Origin of the sequence: Streptococcus mitis (genome assembly GCF_965111735.1) — a bacterium.
Classification (GTDB): Bacteria; Bacillota; Bacilli; order Lactobacillales; family Streptococcaceae; genus Streptococcus; species Streptococcus mitis_DR.
In genome coordinates this window covers 381,129-399,132 of record NZ_OZ217346.1, presented here as the reverse complement: position 1 = coordinate 399,132, position 18,004 = coordinate 381,129, and the positions used below count along the sequence as shown (strand labels likewise).

Below are 18,004 nucleotides of genomic sequence, written 5' to 3'. Positions count from 1 at the left end.
CAATCAAATTATAACTCAAAAGTTATTGAAAGTAAAATCTTAACACTCATAAAAAGAAGACCTTAGAAAAACTCCAAAGGTCTCATCTTTATTATTCGAAAAAATTACGGGAAGAGTTATAAATTGAAGACAATCCTTACTATTATTCCAGCTCTATCCCCTTCTCTCGGAGATTTGCCAGACACTCCTCATAATAGGCATCGTCATGTTCGCTGTATATAGGACTTTTCAGCTTTTCCTCTACCAAATCTTCATAAGGAGGGCAAATTTTACCACGGTGGTTCTTGTCCAGCCACTCTGGACTGACATTGTAGCCACGGCTAGCCATTTCCTTCATGATCAAGCGATGATAGGCATAGAGACGATAGGGCGAGTGGGTAAAGACATAGTCAACCGTTGCATGCTTTCTGCCCCAGCCATTGCCACGCAGGGCACAGCACTCTCTATGTTGTCCCAAAAGTTGAGGACGCGGAAGTTGTGAAATCAAATCCTCATGCCAAAGTCTCATGGGAGTCTCCTTTCAGTAAAGTCGAATGTTGCAAATAGGTATTTGGATAGCGATCAAGCAAGTCTCGAGTCTTAGTAATCAAGTCTTCCTTAGAAGCCTGACCAAAGCGGTAGCGATCAAGCAAGAGCATATAGTCCTTGCGCTCAGCATCTGTCGCTTTCTTTTTGAAATAGCCCCAAATATGCTGAAAGGCATTGCAAACCTGACCCCTGTGTTCTGGGATTTGACAGGCGCGGTCAATCATCTCTTGAACCTTACTCAGCTCCACCACTTCTTGCTTGAGATACTGGCGAAGCTCATTGTAAATATTGCTGGAATGGCTCAACACGAGGTATTTGTTTCTAGCCCAGAGTTGTTGGCACTGGGATTTTTGATTAGTTTGTTCCATCTTTCTCCTTGTTTTTTATCAGTTTCCAGGAAATATGGAAACAAAGTTTTATCTTAAAAATGAGCGAATTAATGACTTCACATGACTGAATGTATGAATCTTTTTTCTTCTTCTAAAAATTTCCTGACACTTAGGAAACAAAGTAATAATTCTCTTTTAGTTCTCGGAAACGGTCAAAACCTAGAATACCCTCATTTTGTAATCTGCCCAAAACGACACTAGGATGAATATCTATCTCCTCAGAAAATCGAAGGATATCTGTCTTATCAAAGTTTCCTTTTTCTACAAAAGATTGATAATATTCTGGTCTAATCAAGAAATCTTTTGCAAACTGGTCTGCCTGTTCCTCAGAACGAAGATAGGACTCACTGTTTCCTTCATCAGATGAAAAATCATTTTCCAGAATGTGCCCAATCTCATGGAATAGTGAGAACCAGAAAATATCTGACGCTTTGTTACGATCCGTAAGTAAAAGCAAGGCACTACCATTACTGAATTTTTTAGTCGCTCCATTTAGATTGGCATTTGGCAAAGCAGGTAGACCGACTAGGACCACACCACAGTCTAGCAAGATATCATACAAGCATTGAGGGAAAACTTCTGGATTTTGTCTTGTCAACTTTCTCAACACAGGCAGGCTTCTCTCTAGCTTTCTGCGATTTAACTTAGTTGTCGTTTTATCACGTGCTTTTTTAGATGCCAACTCCAGCATGATATTAGAGTTTACTATACTTTTAGTTGTAAACTCACGCGTATTCCGATAGCTGACTAAATGGTTAAAAGATGTAAGGTTTTCTAAACTTGCCACCCCTAGAATCTTGCGAAGCTCGATAATCTTTTCCTTCAAGCTATAGCGTTTGTCTGTAACGTAGCCTTCTTCCTTAAAATACTTGAAATCAATCATCTCACAGATTTCTTTCTCGCTACCTTCTTCTAGCTCTTTTTGTTCTACAATCTCTGCAACTTTTACATCATAAGCATTCTGAAGATTAAGCCAGGTTTGCATGGAAACTCCGCTTAGCTTGGCTAACTTATGAGCCGTTTCCTTACTAATGGACTCCTCTGCATTGACCAGCTTGCTGATAGTCTTTGCCGAAACTCCCAAACGCTCCGCAAATTCTTTCTGCGTTACGTTATAATCTTCAATCAACTCTTCAACGTACTGACCTGGATGAAAAGCAATCAGGTCTTTGTATTCAACAATTTTATTACTCATAGTGATTGCTGACCTCCTCTATTTTTAGGATTTCGATTTCAACAGGACTTGGAAACACCTTTTCTAAATCCTCCTCACGAAATTCCACAATCAACCGATAGGAACTCTTTCGACCATCTATATCTAAAGCAAACTGTCCCTGTCTCTTTCCCTTAAGTTGGTGAAAGTGATATTTAGGAAAAGCTGTCACACTAGCCAAAGAATCCGCCACTTCCAAAAAGTTGATCAACTGATGCAATTTTACAGCAATCTTATCCGAAAAATCTTTTTTCGCCTGTCTCAGCTCTGTGCACTGCTTTTTAACAGTTTTGTTTGTATAGATAAGCTTCATATGTCCCTTTCTGTTCAAATTAAATTACCTAATAGGTAATTTAATTATACCATCTTTAGAAAACAAAAACCAGCCAAAAGTGAACTGCACCCCAAAAGTTAGACAGAAAAAAATCTAACTTTTGGGGTGTTTTTACTATGAAATTAACTTATGGTGATAAAGTTCAGATCTATGAATTTAGAAAGCAAGGTCAAAGATTCAAACAGCTTTCGAAAAGATTTGGTGTGGATGTTTCTGGTCTAAAATACATGGTGACATTGATTGACCGTTATGGAATAGAAATCGTCAAAAAAGGGAAGAATCGTTACTATTCCCCAGAATTAAAACAAGAAATAATCGATAAAGTTCTGCTGGAAGGTCGTTCACAAAGAAGTGTAGCTTTGGATTATGCTTTGCCTGATCGTTCGCTGTTGAAAAATTGGCTGGCGCAATACAAGAAAAACGGGTATACTATTGTTGAGAAAACAAGAGGGAGACCAGCTAAAATGGGACGTAAACGAAAGAAAACTTGGGAAGAAATGACAGAATTAGAGCGACTTCAGGAGGAGAATGAACGTCTACGTACCGAGGTGGCCTACCTAAAAAAGTTAAAAGAGTTAGAGGAAAGGGACGAAGCCTTAGAGCGAGAAAGGCAGAGACAGTTAGAGAAATGGCTTCAGGAGGATTTCGACTAGATTTACTTCTTGAAGTGGCTCGTTTACCTCGCTCAACTTACTACTATCAGTTGAAGGAACTAGATGGACTTGACAAAGATAAAGAGCTTAAAACCGAAATTCAGGCCATTTATAATGACCATAAAGGAAATTATGGCTATCGTAGAGTTACTCTTGAACTAAGAAATCGCGGTTTTGTGGTGAATCATAAAAAGGTCCAACGTCTGATGAAAGTCCTTGGTTTAACAGCTCGAATTCGTCGGAAACGAAAGTATTCTTCCTATCGAGGAGAGATTGGCAAGAAAGCAGAGAATCTCATTCAACGTCAGTTTGAAGCATCAAGGCCAATGGAAAAGTGCTATACCGATGTGACAGAATTTGCCATTCCAAATAGCACACAGAAACTCTATTTATCGCCTGTTTTAGATGGCTTTAATAGCGAAATTATCGCCTATAACCTTTCAACTTCACCAAACTTAGAACAAGTGAAAGCTATGTTAAACCAGGCCTTTACAGAGAAACACTACGAGCATACCATTCTCCATAGCGATCAAGGCTGGCAATACCAACACGATTCTTATCATCGATTCCTAGAGAGTAAGGGAATTCAAGCATCCATGTCACGCAAGGGCAACAGCCCAGACAATGGTATGATGGAGTCCTTCTTTGGCATTTTGAAATCGGAAATGTTTTATGGTTACGAGAAGCACTTTAGGTCTTTAGAAGACCTTGAACAAGCTATTGTAGACTATATTGATTACTACAACAATAAACGAATCAAAGTCAAACTAAAAGGACTTAGCCCTGTGCAATACAGAACTAAATCCTTTCAATAATTATTTGTCCAACTTTGTGGGGTCAGTACAAAGTTAATTTGGCTGGTTTTTCAAATCGGATTGACGTATCTAACTCCTTCCCCCATCACCCTTCAAACTCTTTCAAAAACTCTTTAAGTTCAGCATCGGCTTCTGGTGTGGTTCCGTGTAGTTGGCTGAGCATTTCAAGTAGAGAAGCTGTTTGCTTTTCAATCTCATCATTGGACTTGTTAATCTTACTGACTATATCTGTCAGTGGTTCGACTTCTTCTTCCTCAAAGGTATCTACATAGCGAGGGATATTGAGGTTATAGTCATTTTCGACGATTTCTTCATAGCTCGCTAGATGGGCAAACTTGTCAATCTCCTCACGTGACTTGTAGGCTTCCAGAATCTTCTCGATATGAGCATCCGTCATGATATTCTGGTTTTTCCCCTTATCAAACTCCTTAGAGGCATCAATAAAGTATACATCACGATTGGTACGGTTCTTTTTGAGAATGATAACCGTAGTCGGAATGCTGGTATTAAAGAAGATATTAGCTGGTAGACCGATAACTGTATCAATGGCTCCTTCTTCTAACAAGGCCTTGCGAATGGTTCCCTCCGCATTGCCACGGAAAAGAACTCCGTGGGGAAGGACGATAGCCATAACTCCATTATCTTGCTTGAGATGGTAGTAACCATGCAAGAGAAAGGCAAAGTCAGCCTTGGATTGGGGTGCCAGTTTCCCAAATGGAGAGAAACGAGGATCATCCATAAAGCCAGAGCTTGCTGACCACTTAGCAGAGTATGGAGGGTTCATGAGAACACCGTCAAAGTTGGTCGGCTCTTGAGTCGGCCAGTCTTCATCCAAGGTATCGGCATTGTGGAGGAATTGATTCTCAACTGGAACACCGTGCAAAATCATGTTCATCCGAGCTAAGTTATAGGTCGAAGTATTGAGTTCCTGACCAAAGTAGACCACTGTCTGTGGCTTGTGAGAGTATTTCTTGGCATTGAGCAAGAGAGAGCCAGAGCCCATAGTCGCATCATAGATGGTAAAGCCTAGCTGGTCCTCACGACCCAAAAAGGCAATCTGAGTCATAAGTTTGGCAACAGGCTGAGGTGTATAGAACTCACCAGCTTTCTTGCCCGAGTCAGTCGCAAACTGACCAATCAGATACTCATAGGCATCTCCCAGCATATCGCCAGCATGACCAGCCACATCTAGCACAGCCAACTCCTTCATGACTGCCGCCACCGTTTGGTTTTGCTTTTGCGGAGTCGCCCCTAGCTTTTTGGAATAGAGGTCAATATCTTCAAAGAGGTTTTCATAGAGTTCATCACTCTGCTCAATATCTCGAAAACCCTGAGCCAAATCTTCCAACTGGAAAGTTCCCTCATTAACACGTGCTACAAGAGCCGTAAAGGTCAACTCAGGCTTGATACTGTAGTTGAGTTCGTCCTTCATGACCGCAAGAAGATCCTCGTGGGTATCCGCATCCTCATAGTAGTTACGATAGACCTCAAGGGCAGCCTCTAGACTCTCACTCCCCTCCTCCATAGTCTCCGCCACGAAAAAGAGCATCTTATCTGACAGGTACTTATAAAAGACCATACCCAAGAGATAGGACTTGTATTCATTGGCATCCATCTTAGAGCGGAGAACATCCGCTGAGTTCCACAGGGCTTGGTAAAGCGACTGGGACGTTTGTGTTGTTTCCATAATGTTTCTTTCTAAATCATTTTCTTACTTTAATTTAATTTTTTTGCATGGTTAGCTTCCATTTTATGGTGAGTTATTGGATTTGTATATAACCGTCCAAGTGCTAACTTTAATAAACATGTTAATTTTCTATTACTATCAATTATAAAATTTTGATTATCGTCTAACTCAAACTCTTGATTAGGATACTGACTGTACGTTCTCAACAAAGTACTTTTAACGGCTATATCATTCAAATCTATTCCATAATCTTTTAAAACAGCTAACATCTTTAAATTATTGGTTTTTATCTTAAATTCCTTAACAAAACGTACTAGATTAAATTCTTTAAACTCATCAACTTCTGCCTGACTTGCTATACGATAGTAATCATCAAGCCCCTTAAATAAGCTACTAATCGTTCTAAAATTTTTGAAATACAATTTATCATTTCCATCAAAATAGGCATCGTTCTCAGATTTTAGTTCTATACCATTTTCAATAATTGTTCTTTCAGCTCTTCTATGTCTCAATTTCAATATTGACTTATCAACCAGTCTCTTTGATTGTGTAATTTTTTGAAAAACTAACCCATCATTTTCAACTTTACGAAAAATCAAGTCAATTTTTGAGAACTCTGCTTCATTCACATCATTTAAACCCACAGTATTTAAAAATTTATCTTCATATTCTTTGACCATAGACATATGCGAATCATCAATTTCCACATAGAACCATTCATCATGTTCTAATTTTATTTCTGGATCAAATTCTCTACTATTTTCAGGATCAATCTCCGGAGCAACTAATTCTGAAATATCTTCCGAGTTCTCCAATTTTCTATATATTTGACCTACTTTTACTAAAAACATACTATTCCTTCTCCAAAAAAGTAAAATTATTTATTCTAACAAGTCCTTTTATAGTCCCAGTTTCTTTAACATCTTTTTTCTTGCTATAAATAATAAAAACATTGCCGTTTTTATCAGTGACTCTGTAATAACGATATGAGAATAACCATATCAAATTAAAATAATACGATCTCTCCATAAGAATCCACCATATTAGAAAAATGAAAGCTATTACTATAATCCGATATAAGAATGTTAATTCACCTAAACCCAGCATAATTACAAAAAGACCTAAGTAAGTTGGAATGATTTCATTTTCTACTGGTTGTATACTTTCAACTTGAGCAGTATCATTTGCTTCTTTAAATCTTATCAAATACTGTAAGACTCCAAAAGAAAAAGAAAACATTAGAAAAATTAACACTATGATTTTTAGTATACTACATACATAGGAATCATGTGAGGGAAAAATGTCTATAGTAAACAGATACAAGACTAAACCTGGCGAAAAAGAACAAATTGATAAGCAAAACGACAAACATAATCTTTTAAAGTCTTTCATAATAAAATTCTATATAAACATATCCTGCAAGAGTTTCTTTTTCAAAGTCTCAAGCTGAGAAATTTTTTCTTGATGAGAATTGATCAGGTTATCTAGGTTTGAGAAATAGGAGCCGATGGCTTGTTGTTCTTTAAACTCTGGAAATACAAATTTCAAGCTAGAAAAATCTTTAAAACTAATGCTTTTCCCATCTCTAATTCCATAAGTGACTGTCTCTAATCGTTTTATAAAGTCCCTTGAAGTTAAAATTGAATTCCAAAAATCAGGTAAGTTATTTACTTTATCAATAAAATCAATAATTGTATATGCAGGCGAGGTTATTCCTTCTAATTTAGATAAAGCAAAACCTCCCTGAAAAGAACGTAAATGAATTACAAACTGACCTGGTTTGACAAGCTTATAATTATTGAGAGTGGCTTCATCATACTTAATATCAATGCCTATTTCATCTCTCAAAACCATACCATCAATTTGAGAAGCTGATAACACAGGCAACAAAGCTCTATTTTTCTCAGACACTGACTTAAAAATTTCATCTGCACGTTTATTTTCCCACTCACCCTCAAATCCATCTAAACGAATCTCAGGGACTGTCTGTCCAGCTTTAGGAAACATCTTGGAGAGCATGGTCGCCTTGAGAGATTGGTAGTTGGCAAGATTTTCCTTATAGTTAGACAGAAGGTCGTCAAGGGTGCGGAAAAGAGAACCAATGGCGGATTGTTCTTCTGTTGAGTCTGGAAGATAAAATCCAAAGGAATCAATTTCTTTGGACGATATATTTGGTTGTGCACCTGCTACTAATACAGCGTTTAGTTGGTTAGTAAATGCTTTCGTCTGCAAAACAGAAGAAAGAAATTCATAGTCTACTTCCCCAGTATTTTGGAAATAACCTACTCGTTGATTTTGATAGTATTCTTCCTCAGAATCTAACATAGCTATTTTTCCAGTAGTTGCTCCTGACATAGCCAATAGAATTGAACGTCCTCTAAGAACAAATTTTTCATCTGGAATTATCTTAGAGTAATATTCAAACTCCCCTCCAACAGTTCCGTCAAATTTGATATTTGATATTCTAACAACTGGAATGCCAGTATTTTGAAATTTTTCACTTTTGAAAGCAAAGCCTCCACGCAGGGGCGCAATACTATGTAATTTTTTTCTATTCCATTTCTCATCAAAATTTTTGAATTTTATTTTAGGTAGTAAAGCTTTCAAACTCTTCTCCTTACCTTATTTCTCATTTTTTATATTATATCATGAATCATAATAACAAATGCTGATAACAAAGAAAAAAGAGAAGAAATTACTTCTTCCCTAATAGCACTATTCCAAACCTAACTTTATCTATCCTTTGTAAGACACTCTATTAACTCTTCGTCTGTCATAGATTTATTATCACTAAACCTAATTGCATTATCATAGTATACATCATAGTATTCAGGCGATGTCAATGTCATATCTAAAATATAGCTTTTATCTTTATCCTTTTGATATTTTGCTACTATCTCTGATTCCCGTAATTCTTTTTTAGATTTTGGTGTACCATTAGTCCTTTGGTACTTTTCCATCAACTGCAAATGTTGAAAAATTACTGAAATATATCTAAAAGGATTTACTAAAAATCTTTTACTTACAACAGATTTCGGAACTAAGATAAGAAGTTCCTCTACACCATTTTCATTAGGAGCAAGAACATACTGGCTTTCAAAGGTAGCCCACTCATGACTCTCGGCATCCCAATAATCAAAACGTTGTACTTCATTACTGATTTTTAAACCGTGTAATCGAGCTAGTTCTAAAGAATATAAAATCAATTCTTTTTTTAATAAACTTACTAACAAATCAGACATCCTATCTTCTGAAAAACTCTTTACAAAAATCGGCATCGCTATAGGTGTCAGTAATTTTTCTTTGATTTTATCTACCGATTTATAGACATACCCAAAAAATTGATCAAGCATCTTCATTGAAACACCTGTCCCTTTGGAGTTACTCTCAGAATATCCAAAGTGGATAGCATTACATTCTTTAGAGTGTGAAAATAGTTGTAATGCATCTGATTTATTACCATTATCGTAAACTTTATAAACTGTTTTTACAAAATCATTAGCAATATCCCTAAACTTATCTGGTAAAAGCAATGGGTCCACAAATAATTTAACATCCTTTGATGTATCTACATCAACAAAATCTAATCCTACTTGGATTGATTCTCTATTTAATAAGTTTGATATTCTTATAATATGTACCTCTTTTTTCTATATTTTGTAGAAAAAAGAAAATTATCAAAATGAGATTTACATTTCTTTTATTTAGTGTTAGAATAAAAGAGAATTTTTGAAATAGTGCTCATATCGCATTTTGAAATTCACCATCTCTAACTAGTCGTCAGCGCCCACTGACGTCTTTTTTCTACAATTCATATTATACCAAACAAAAACAAAAAAGCAATATTGTTTTCTATATATAGTGTTGATTTTTTTGAAAAATAGAATAAAACACAATATATAGTGCAATATTTTTAAAAAGACTATAAAAACTAATCTTTTTCTTATTAACTTTCAACATTTAGGTATTAAATAAACTATTGATTCTATCCAGAATTTAAACAACTTATTTATTAACTATTATTTATTTCTCTACAATTTTGTTAATATATAAATTATCCACGAAACCACAAAAATCCCCTTAGAAATCTGCTTCTAAGGGGTTGTCTTTATCCTGCTACTTGGGCTGGTTCTGCTGGTTTGGTCTTTTTATCTTTCTTGCTACTAGTGATGAGACGGCGCTTGCTATCTCGGATGCTATTGAGTTCCTTGAGGAGTTGGGTCAGGTGTTCCTTTTCAGGGTAGGCTTCTGCACTGGCTGCGGTATAGCGCATAAAGAGGTCGTAGCTTGTTGAAAGTTCGGTACGGAGTTGTCTGGTCTTGCCAACTTCCTTGGCAGACTTAGAAGCACGCGCCTTACTCTCCACTTGGTCATATTCCTCTTGAGCGTTGACCACAGCCGTCAGCATAGGGGTCAGTCCTAGACTGGTCACTGCCTCATGATAAGGTGTTTCACCAAGCGTTTTGAGCAAGCTCTTGATTTCTGCCGTTTCCACATCATTGCTGTGCTTGGTGATGTCCTTGTACTTGGCAAAGACTGGTTTCAGAGTTTCATGAGCTTCTTTGAGCTTGGCATCCTTAATCTTAGCAAATCCTCTATGAAGGTAAAGAGACCAACCAAGGCACTATCACGATTGCGATCGACTTCTGTCAGATTACTAGACTCTTTCGTTTCCACCGACGCAAGTTGAGCTTGAAAATCATCTAGCTTGGTCTTGAAGGGTTCCAGATGTTTGGCATACATAGCCTCATCCTTGTTTGCCTTAGAAAAAGTCGCCAAACTTTGATGAGTATCCATCATCAGGCTCTCAAACTCACGGTTGGTAAAGTTGCTGTAACTAAGTGGGCGAATAGCGTATGTTTTTGTCATGATAATATCCTTTCTATTTAACGAATCATTTATTGTCTTCTTTATCAAATAAAGAGTGGAGTATCTCTGAAATATGAGGCTCTCTTGGAACAGATTTTACAACACTCCCTCTCCTATGTTCTCTTAATAGAGAACCGTCCTTTACTTCAAAGACTTGAAACAGTACACAGACCAACAATACAATTCCAATTACAGGAAGTGACCATAGTACACTCTCCTCATCATCTTTAACTTTCTTCATCAATTTTTCTCCTTTGAGTTGATACATTCATTCTAACAGTTTCTCAAACCATTTTAATCCCCATCCGCTCAACTGTCATTATTTCCATCTAAAATGTACTTTTCAGGACAAATCAGACTTTTCCAAATTAAAAAATCCCTATCTGACTGGACATACATACCGTCCATCAGATAGAGACACTTACTATTTATAGATTTTAACTCTTCTAGCTTTAAAATACATCTAAACTTTAGGAAAGACGACTATTCGAAAGCTAGAAAACCTCAAAACTTTCTCAGATAAGCTATTCGAAACGTAGATTGCTTATAAATTTATGGAATTACAATCATTCGATACTTAGAATACATGTAAACTTTAGGAAGCGGAACTATTCTAAGTCTAGAAGGACTATCTCCCAACCCTCAACGGCTCAATGACTTCCTCTACTAGCTGGGTATAGGCTTCCTTGATTTGTTTTTTATAGAGGAGAGGATTGAGGGCATCTGCCACCTCTAGCTTATAGTCCTGATAGCGCTGGCTCTTGGTCAACTGGCTTTCTCCTAGTTGTTTTTTAGCTCCCTTACGGTAGTGTTCGACATAGTAACGGAGTTCATCCTCTCCGACATACCAACGTTTGCTAAAGACTTGGATATGTTGCTGGATGACAACCTCTATCATCTGATCCAAGATATTTGCGATAGACTGACCACGATAGTTTTCTGGATATTCTTGGACTTCTCTCCACAGTTCAGTGATGATCTGGGCAAGATTTGGATTGGTCTTCTCAAGGCTCTGAATATAGTTATCCACCGCTTCCTTATCTTGAGCGCTTAGGTTCTTTTCTTGACTCTGGCCTTGCTCAATCAGGCTTTGAATCAAGGTCAAGATATAGGCATAGTTGATCTCGTCCACTTGGATAGACTCCAGTTCATAGTGGATATCAAGTGGTTCACCATCGTCTTCATCCTCTACTCGGCTTTTTAATTCTGCAAGGACATTTCGATAAAGGCCCAGATACCTTTCCAACTTTTCTCCATCAAGTCCCGTCTGACTGTAAAGCTCTTCCTCATCATACTCTTTATACACTCGGATAGAGGCTAGGTATTTATCAAAGGCTTGATAGGTTTTAGCTAGTTTCCTCAACTCAGGTGTAGAGACTTGCTCGAGATCTAGACCGTTCACATAGTCATCAGTGGCAAGATTTTTGAAATCACTGCAACTCCGTAAAAAGTTTCTCTTTTCCTCTTCCCAACTCGGTGCTAGGACCTCGTTTTCACCACCATTTGAGTAGAGCCTGAGGGCATTATCCACTGCTTCCTTAAAGGCTAGAGGCTTTTGGAAGGTGATGATATGCCCATAGGTCTTACTGGAGTCAAAGATCCGATTTGTTCGGCTAAAAGCCTGAATCAAGTCCTGCGGTTGCATGGGTTTACGGTCGATAAAGAGAGTCGACAAACAAGGAGCATCAAATCCTGTTAAGAGACGATTGACCACGATGACTAAGTCCAACTGTTCCTTGCGATAGAGGTATTTGTCCTGCTTTCGAGCTAGGCGGTTATTGACATCCGTATTAAAGCCACGAAGATCCGCCATGGTAAAGTGGGTATCAAACTCTTGGTTGTAGTCCTCTAAGACTTTCTTCATGTGATCTTGATTGGCTCTAGAGTCTTCTTCATTTTCAGTGACCGAGTAGGTGATCGTCGCCTTTGGAAAGTCTGGAAGGACCTGCTTGACCCTTTCCGATACTTTAACTCTCGTCTCCCCAGCCTTGACTCGTTTGAGCAGGTCATAGTAGGCTTGGGCTTGAGGGATTGACTTGACGGTCAGGATAGCATTATAGGTCTTACCAACTCCCTTTTGGAAGCCTAGCTGTTGACGAGATTTATTGATAATGGCATCCAAGACTTCCAGCATATGCTCCTCATCCTCGTAGACAGTATCTGGTATGTCATTTTCAGATTTATCCGTGATGAGGGTATTGCGATAATCTACCTTAAAGCCTAAAACTGCTCCATCATGAATGGCTTCCTTGACTGTATACTCATGGAGACGGTCTCCGTACTGTTGCTGGGTGGTTTGGGCTAGATCGCCGACTTGCTGGCGTTTATTTTCCTTAAAGATAGGTGTGCCTGTAAAACCGTACCAGAGAGACTGTGGGAAAAAGGCCTTAATGTCTTTTTGTGTTTGTGGCGTAACAGCACGGTGGCATTCATCCACGACAAAGGCCACTCGGAGACCCTTGATTTTGTCCGCATCTCGTTGATAAAGACCTTGTTCAAACTTGCGCATCATGGTAGTGATTTTCTGGATGGTCGTTACCACCACACGCTTATCATTGCTTCCTAGTCGCTTGACCAAATCATGGGTATTATCCGTCTCATCAATATCAATGACATCATTGGTCGCATAAGAGAGAAATGACGAAGTGGTCTGTTGGTCCAAGTCCCTGCGGTCAACGACAAAAATCGTCTTTTGGATGGAAGGAATCTGGAGGAGATTCCGAGCTACCTTATAAGAAGTCAGGGTCTTACCTGAACCTGTCGTGTGCCAGACATATCCTGATGCTTGCTGGCGAGAGGCTTCTTGCACTGCTTCGATGGCGTGGATCTGATAGGGACGCAAGAGGATAAGAGCCTTCTTGCTATCATCAAGGACAGAATACTGCATAACCATCTGGTGGGCACGAGGGATTGAAAGGACTTCGTGGGCAAAGCTGGTCAAGCTTGTTATGGGTTGGTTGTCTTTATCCACCCACTTAGTTAGAAATTGCTTGTTGAGTTTATTTTCCCTAGCTGCAGCGATATAGCGTGTGTCTACTTTATTGGTCACAACAAACATCTGTAAGCTAGAGAAAATACCACGGAACTTGCCTTCCCTATCATACTTCTTAATTTGATGAAAGGCATCTAGAAAAGCAACTCGGGGACTTTTAAGCTCGATCTGAATCATGGGAAGGCCATTGATCAAGAGGGTCACATCTAGCCTGCGGTCTTGATCCTGAGGATTTATCTTATCTCTCTCGACTTGGTTGACAACCTCATAACTGGACTTGCCAGCTGCGATATTATCTCGCCAAATGACAGATAAACGGATAGTCCCCAAACTAGCATCTTCTCTCTGAACCTCAACCTTGGCAATTCCATTTTCTCCGACCAACCACTTGGCCGCATCATAGTAGCTAACAAAGTTCAGTTGATTCTTTATCTGGCGTTTTTCCTGTTCTGTCAGAGGATGATCTGCCAATAGCGCCACATTGTTCTGGGCTAGCTTTTCAAAGAAGTTTTCCCATAATTGCTCTTCTGTTTTAAGGTCATCTCTGTAAGTCCATTGACTTTCCCCAGTCACCAGTTGGTTGATCAGTTGCTTTTCTATCTCCAATTCTGGTTTTACCTGCATCATACTCTCTCCTTTGCTACATGTCTGCTCCCTTTATTATAGCATGTTTATCCTCAAATTCCATCACTCTTCCCATTGTAAAAGCAATCATTCCCCCTTTCTCCTCCAAAATATGGTATAGTAGAGTTATACTATCTATGAGGAGTTTACATGTCACAGGATAAACAAATGAAAGCTGTATCTCCCCTTTTACAGCAAGTTATCAACATCTCATCGATTGTCGGTGGGGTTGGGAGTTTGATTTTCTGTATTTGGGCTTATCAGGCTGGGATTTTACAGTCTAAGGAAACCCTCTCTGCTTTTATCCAGCAGGCAGGTATCTGGGGTCCACCTCTCTTTATCTTTTTACAGATTTTACAAACGGTCGTCCCTATCATTCCTGGGGCCTTGACCTCGGTGGCTGGGGTCTTTATCTACGGCCACATCATCGGTACGATCTACAACTATATCGGCATCGTGATTGGCTGTGCCATTATCTTTTATCTGGTGCGCCTCTACGGAGCTGCCTTTGTCCAGTCTGTCGTCAGCAAGCGCACCTATGACAAGTATATCGGTTGGTTGGATAAGGGCAATCGTTTTGACCGTTTCTTTATTTTTATGATGATTTGGCCCATTAGTCCAGCTGACTTTCTCTGTATGCTAGCTGCCCTGACCAAGATGAGCTTCAAGCGCTATATGACCATCATCATTCTGACTAAGCCCTTTACCCTCGTGGTTTATACCTACGGTCTGACCTATATTATCGACTTCTTCTGGCAAATGCTTTGACATGTAAAAAATCCGTTTGGTTTCCCAAGCGGATTTTGTGTTTTATTTTGAAACTTCTTTTGCAAGAACAAAGTTTCCAAGAGTAGCAGAACCATTTCCTGCTACTGCTGGCGTCACGATGTAGTCACGCACATCAGGTACTGGTAGGTAACCATTGAGAAGAGCTGTAAATTTCTCACGGACACGGTCCAGCATATGTTGTTGAGCCATGACCCCTCCACCAAAGACAATCACGTCTGGTCGGAAAGTCACTGTCGCATTAACCGCAGCTTGAGCGATATAGTAGGCTTGAACATCCCAAACAGGGTTGTTGAGTTCAATATTTTCCCCACGAACACCTGTACGAGCTTCCAAACTTGGACCAGCTGCATAGCCTTCCAAACATCCCTTATGGAAAGGACAAACACCCTTAAACTCTTTTTCAATATCCATTGGGTGTCTAGCCACATAGTAATGGCCCATCTCAGGGTGACCCACACCGCCGATAAACTCACCACGTTGGATGACACCTGCACCGATACCTGTACCGATTGTGTAGTAAACCAAGTTTTCGATACGACCACCAGCATTGTTACGGGCAACCACTTCACCATAAGCAGAGCTGTTTACGTCTGTTGTGAAGTACATTGGCACGTCGAGGGCGCGACGAAGGGCACCAAGCAAGTCCACATTTGCCCAGTTTGGTTTTGGAGTCGTTGTGATAAAGCCATAAGTTTTTGAGTTTTTATCAATATCAATCGGACCAAATGAACCAACTGCAAGACCAGCAAGATTATCGAATTTCGAGAAGAACTCAATGGTTTTATCGATTGTTTCGATTGGAGTTGTTGTTGGAAATTGTGTTTTTTCTACAACGTTAAAGTTTTCATCACCGACAGCACAGACAAACTTTGTACCGCCCGCTTCCAAGCTTCCATATAATTTTGTCATGATAAACCTCTTGTTTTTATTTTCTTTATTATAGCATATTTCGAAAGTCTAAATTTCTCTATTTTTTAGATTTTCCTCTGTAAATCTTACCATTCAAGCAAAAACGAACAAACATGTCATTTGTTCGTTTTCATTGTGAGAGGGAATATTGTACTCAATGAAAATCAAAGAGCAAACTAGGAAGCTAGCCGAAGGCTGTACTTGAGTACGGCAAGGCGAAGCTGACATGGTTTGAATTTGATTTTCGAAGAGTATTAGATTTTCACTTCGATCACAGCATCCCCCTTCGCAACTGAACCTGTTGCGACTGGAGCTACTGAAGCGTAGTCAGCTGTATTTGTAACGATAACCATTGTTGTATCATCAAGACCAGCTGCAGCGATTTTGTTTGAGTCAAATGTTCCAAGAACATCGCCCGCTTTAACCTTGTCACCTTGAGCAACTTTTGCTTCAAAACCGTCACCGTTCATAGACACAGTGTCAATACCAACGTGAATCAAAACTTCAGCACCATCAGTTGTTTTCAAACCAAAAGCGTGTCCTGTTGGAAAGGCAATTGAAACTTCAGCATCAGCTGGTGCATAAACCACACCTTGACTTGGTTTCACAGCGATACCTTGTCCCATAGCTCCGCTTGAGAAGACTGGGTCATTGACATCAGCAAGAGCTACAACATCACCGACGATAGGAGTTACAAGTGTTTCATTTTGAAGAGTATCAGTCTCTTCCACTACTGGTGCTTCTACTGTAGGTTCAGTAACTGTTTCTGCGGTTGCTGTAGCAGCTTCATCAGCAAAGACACTAGCTGCTTTTGTTTTCCCGTAGAAATAAGTGAAAGCAAAGGCGGCAACAAAGGACATAATTTCCGCAACTATATACATAGGGATTGAACCAGCCTTAATAGAAAGGAATCCAATAAATCCAGCCGCTCCCAATGAAACTGCAATAACGTGAGTTAAACCTGCTACGAAGGCACCAATTGCTGAACCAGCAAGGGCGCAGAAGAATGGGAATTTGTATTTCAAGTTTACCCCAAAGAGAGCAGGTTCTGTAATACCAAGGAAGGCAGAAACAGCAGCTGAACTTGACAATCCTTTTGTTTTAGCATTTTTTGTCAAGAAGTAGATTGCAAGAGTAGCCGCACCTTGTGCTACGTTTGCCATTGAAGCAACAACAAAGATGTAGTCTCCAAATCCAGTACCGTTATTATTGTAAGCAGACAACAATTGTGTTTCGATTGCTGGGAATGATTGGTGAAGACCTGTCATAACGATTAGTGAGTAAGTTCCACCAAATAGCCCCATACCAAAGGCACCTGTTGTGTTGTACAACCATACAATCGCATTTGTAATCGCATCAGACACAACCAACATAACAGGACCGATAACTGTAAAGGTAAGGAATCCTGTAAGCATCACTGATAAAAGCGGTGTGAAAGTGAAGTCAACTGCAGATGGCAATTTCTTGTGGAAGAATTTTTCCAAATTTGCTAACAACCAGACTGCAACAAGGACTGGAATAACTTGATAAGCATAGTTTGTTTGTGTAACATGGAAACCTAAGATGTCCCAGAAGGCTTCTTTCCCACCCAAATCTGGAGTGGTCATAATCATACCAATTGCAGCACCAAGGAATTGGTTTGCTCCAAAGCGCTTGGCTGCTGAAATACCAACCAAAACAGGGAGGAACATAAATGGAGCAGCAGACATCAATTGAATCATAGCTGAGAAGCCTTTGATAGCAGGATACATATCTTCAATTGATTGAGGTCCAAACAAGTCTGGTGATGTCAAGAAGTTGCGTAAAGCCATCAAGAGACCACCTGCAACTAAGGCAGGGATAATAGGAACAAAGATATCTGACAAAAGTTTAATCAAGTCCATCAATGGATTGAACTTTTTGTCTTTATTAGCAATCTCTTTCAAATCATCTGTCGAAACTTCTTTTAAACCAGTTTTCTTGATGATTTCCGCATACACGAAGTTAACATCACCAGGACCAATGATAATTTGATATTGTCCATTAGTGCTAAAAGTTCCCTTGACATCCGCATTATTATCTAGAGCTGCTTGATTCACTTTTGATTCGTCTTTCAATACCAAACGAAGACGAGTTGCACAGTGTGCTGCAGCTACAAGATTATCCTTACCGACAGCCTCAATGACCTCGGCAGCAACTTTACTATAATCCATAGCAAAAATC

The 18,004-nt window shown here is 39.2% G+C and carries 15 protein-coding genes and 1 pseudogene; 2 read left to right on the top strand and 14 right to left on the bottom strand.

The genetic code is table 11. From position 1 onward, the window contains the following. Positions 1–142: 142 nt before the first annotated feature. The 4 genes from ACLV7W_RS01930 to ACLV7W_RS01915 all read right to left on the bottom strand — a co-directional run bounded on the left by ACLV7W_RS01930 (position 143) and on the right by ACLV7W_RS01915 (position 2,443). Entirely contained in the window at positions 143–508 is a 366-nt protein-coding gene (locus ACLV7W_RS01930) for a TIGR02328 family protein (protein ID WP_153208879.1), read from the bottom strand. Beyond that, positions 492–896, bottom strand: a complete 405-nt coding sequence (locus tag ACLV7W_RS01925) for a YbgA family protein (RefSeq protein ID WP_153208877.1) — start codon at positions 894–896, stop codon at positions 492–494. The genes ACLV7W_RS01930 and ACLV7W_RS01925 overlap by 17 nt, the downstream gene beginning before the upstream one ends. A gap of 130 nt (positions 897–1,026) precedes the next feature. Continuing rightward, positions 1,027–2,112 (bottom strand): HigA family addiction module antitoxin, encoded by a 1,086-nt coding sequence (locus ACLV7W_RS01920; protein ID WP_153208875.1) that lies wholly within the window; start codon positions 2,110–2,112, stop codon positions 1,027–1,029. Further along, the gene (locus ACLV7W_RS01915) at positions 2,105–2,443 is read right to left on the bottom strand and encodes a type II toxin-antitoxin system RelE/ParE family toxin (protein WP_153208873.1); all 339 of its coding nucleotides are present in this window, start codon (positions 2,441–2,443) and stop codon (positions 2,105–2,107) included. The genes ACLV7W_RS01920 and ACLV7W_RS01915 overlap by 8 nt, the downstream gene beginning before the upstream one ends. Before the next feature lie 137 nt (positions 2,444–2,580). On the opposite strand from ACLV7W_RS01915, the gene ACLV7W_RS01910 reads away from it, so the two are divergent. Beyond that, positions 2,581–3,932 (top strand): IS3 family transposase gene (locus ACLV7W_RS01910; RefSeq protein ID WP_142358424.1). Its coding sequence is split into 2 segments (ribosomal slippage): positions 2,581–3,022 and positions 3,022–3,932, totalling 1,353 coding nucleotides; the frame shifts between segments, so codons are not numbered across the junction. Between the two features lie 85 nt (positions 3,933–4,017). Here the strand turns inward: ACLV7W_RS01910 and ACLV7W_RS01905 are convergent. The 8 genes and pseudogenes from ACLV7W_RS01905 to ACLV7W_RS01870 form a co-directional block, all read right to left on the bottom strand. Next, a complete protein-coding gene (locus ACLV7W_RS01905; protein ID WP_411865338.1) occupies positions 4,018–5,619 on the bottom strand; it encodes a type I restriction-modification system subunit M in 1,602 nt (533 codons plus the stop codon). Between the two features lie 29 nt (positions 5,620–5,648). Next, positions 5,649–6,470, bottom strand: coding sequence for a hypothetical protein (locus tag ACLV7W_RS01900; protein ID WP_411865337.1), 822 nt, complete (start codon positions 6,468–6,470; stop codon positions 5,649–5,651). Between the two features lies 1 nt (position 6,471). Continuing rightward, positions 6,472–6,825 carry a hypothetical protein gene (locus tag ACLV7W_RS01895; RefSeq protein WP_254597138.1) on the bottom strand — a complete coding sequence of 118 codons (354 nt, stop codon included), beginning with the start codon at positions 6,823–6,825 and terminating at the stop codon, positions 6,472–6,474. Positions 6,826–7,020: 195 nt separating this feature from the next. Then, positions 7,021–8,226 carry a restriction endonuclease subunit S gene (locus ACLV7W_RS01890; RefSeq protein WP_020903013.1) on the bottom strand — a complete coding sequence of 402 codons (1,206 nt, stop codon included), beginning with the start codon at positions 8,224–8,226 and terminating at the stop codon, positions 7,021–7,023. A 125-nt stretch (positions 8,227–8,351) separates the two neighbouring features. Further along, positions 8,352–9,161, bottom strand: coding sequence for a hypothetical protein (locus tag ACLV7W_RS01885; protein WP_020903012.1), 810 nt, complete (start codon positions 9,159–9,161; stop codon positions 8,352–8,354). Between the two features lie 566 nt (positions 9,162–9,727). After that, positions 9,728–10,488 (bottom strand): annotated as a pseudogene (locus tag ACLV7W_RS01880) (DUF6261 family protein). A 25-nt stretch (positions 10,489–10,513) separates the two neighbouring features. Further along, on the bottom strand, positions 10,514–10,729 hold the full coding sequence (locus ACLV7W_RS01875; RefSeq protein ID WP_411865336.1) for a hypothetical protein: 216 nt from the start codon (positions 10,727–10,729) through the stop codon (positions 10,514–10,516). A gap of 387 nt (positions 10,730–11,116) precedes the next feature. Next, positions 11,117–14,107 (bottom strand): type I restriction endonuclease subunit R, encoded by a 2,991-nt coding sequence (locus tag ACLV7W_RS01870; protein WP_411865335.1) that lies wholly within the window; start codon positions 14,105–14,107, stop codon positions 11,117–11,119. A 147-nt stretch (positions 14,108–14,254) separates the two neighbouring features. On the opposite strand from ACLV7W_RS01870, the gene ACLV7W_RS01865 reads away from it, so the two are divergent. Continuing rightward, positions 14,255–14,872, top strand: a complete 618-nt coding sequence (locus ACLV7W_RS01865) for a TVP38/TMEM64 family protein (protein ID WP_000076168.1) — start codon at positions 14,255–14,257, stop codon at positions 14,870–14,872. 42 nt (positions 14,873–14,914) lie between these two features. On the opposite strand, the gene scrK is transcribed toward ACLV7W_RS01865, so the two are convergent. Continuing rightward, positions 14,915–15,802: a fructokinase ScrK gene (scrK, locus tag ACLV7W_RS01860; protein WP_411865334.1), complete on the bottom strand. Its 888-nt coding sequence runs from the start codon at positions 15,800–15,802 to the stop codon at positions 14,915–14,917. A gap of 254 nt (positions 15,803–16,056) precedes the next feature. After that, complete coding sequence (locus ACLV7W_RS01855; protein WP_153208925.1) at positions 16,057–17,994, bottom strand: sucrose-specific PTS transporter subunit IIBC; 1,938 nt, start codon at positions 17,992–17,994, stop codon at positions 16,057–16,059. Between the last annotated feature and the right edge of the window lie 10 nt (positions 17,995–18,004).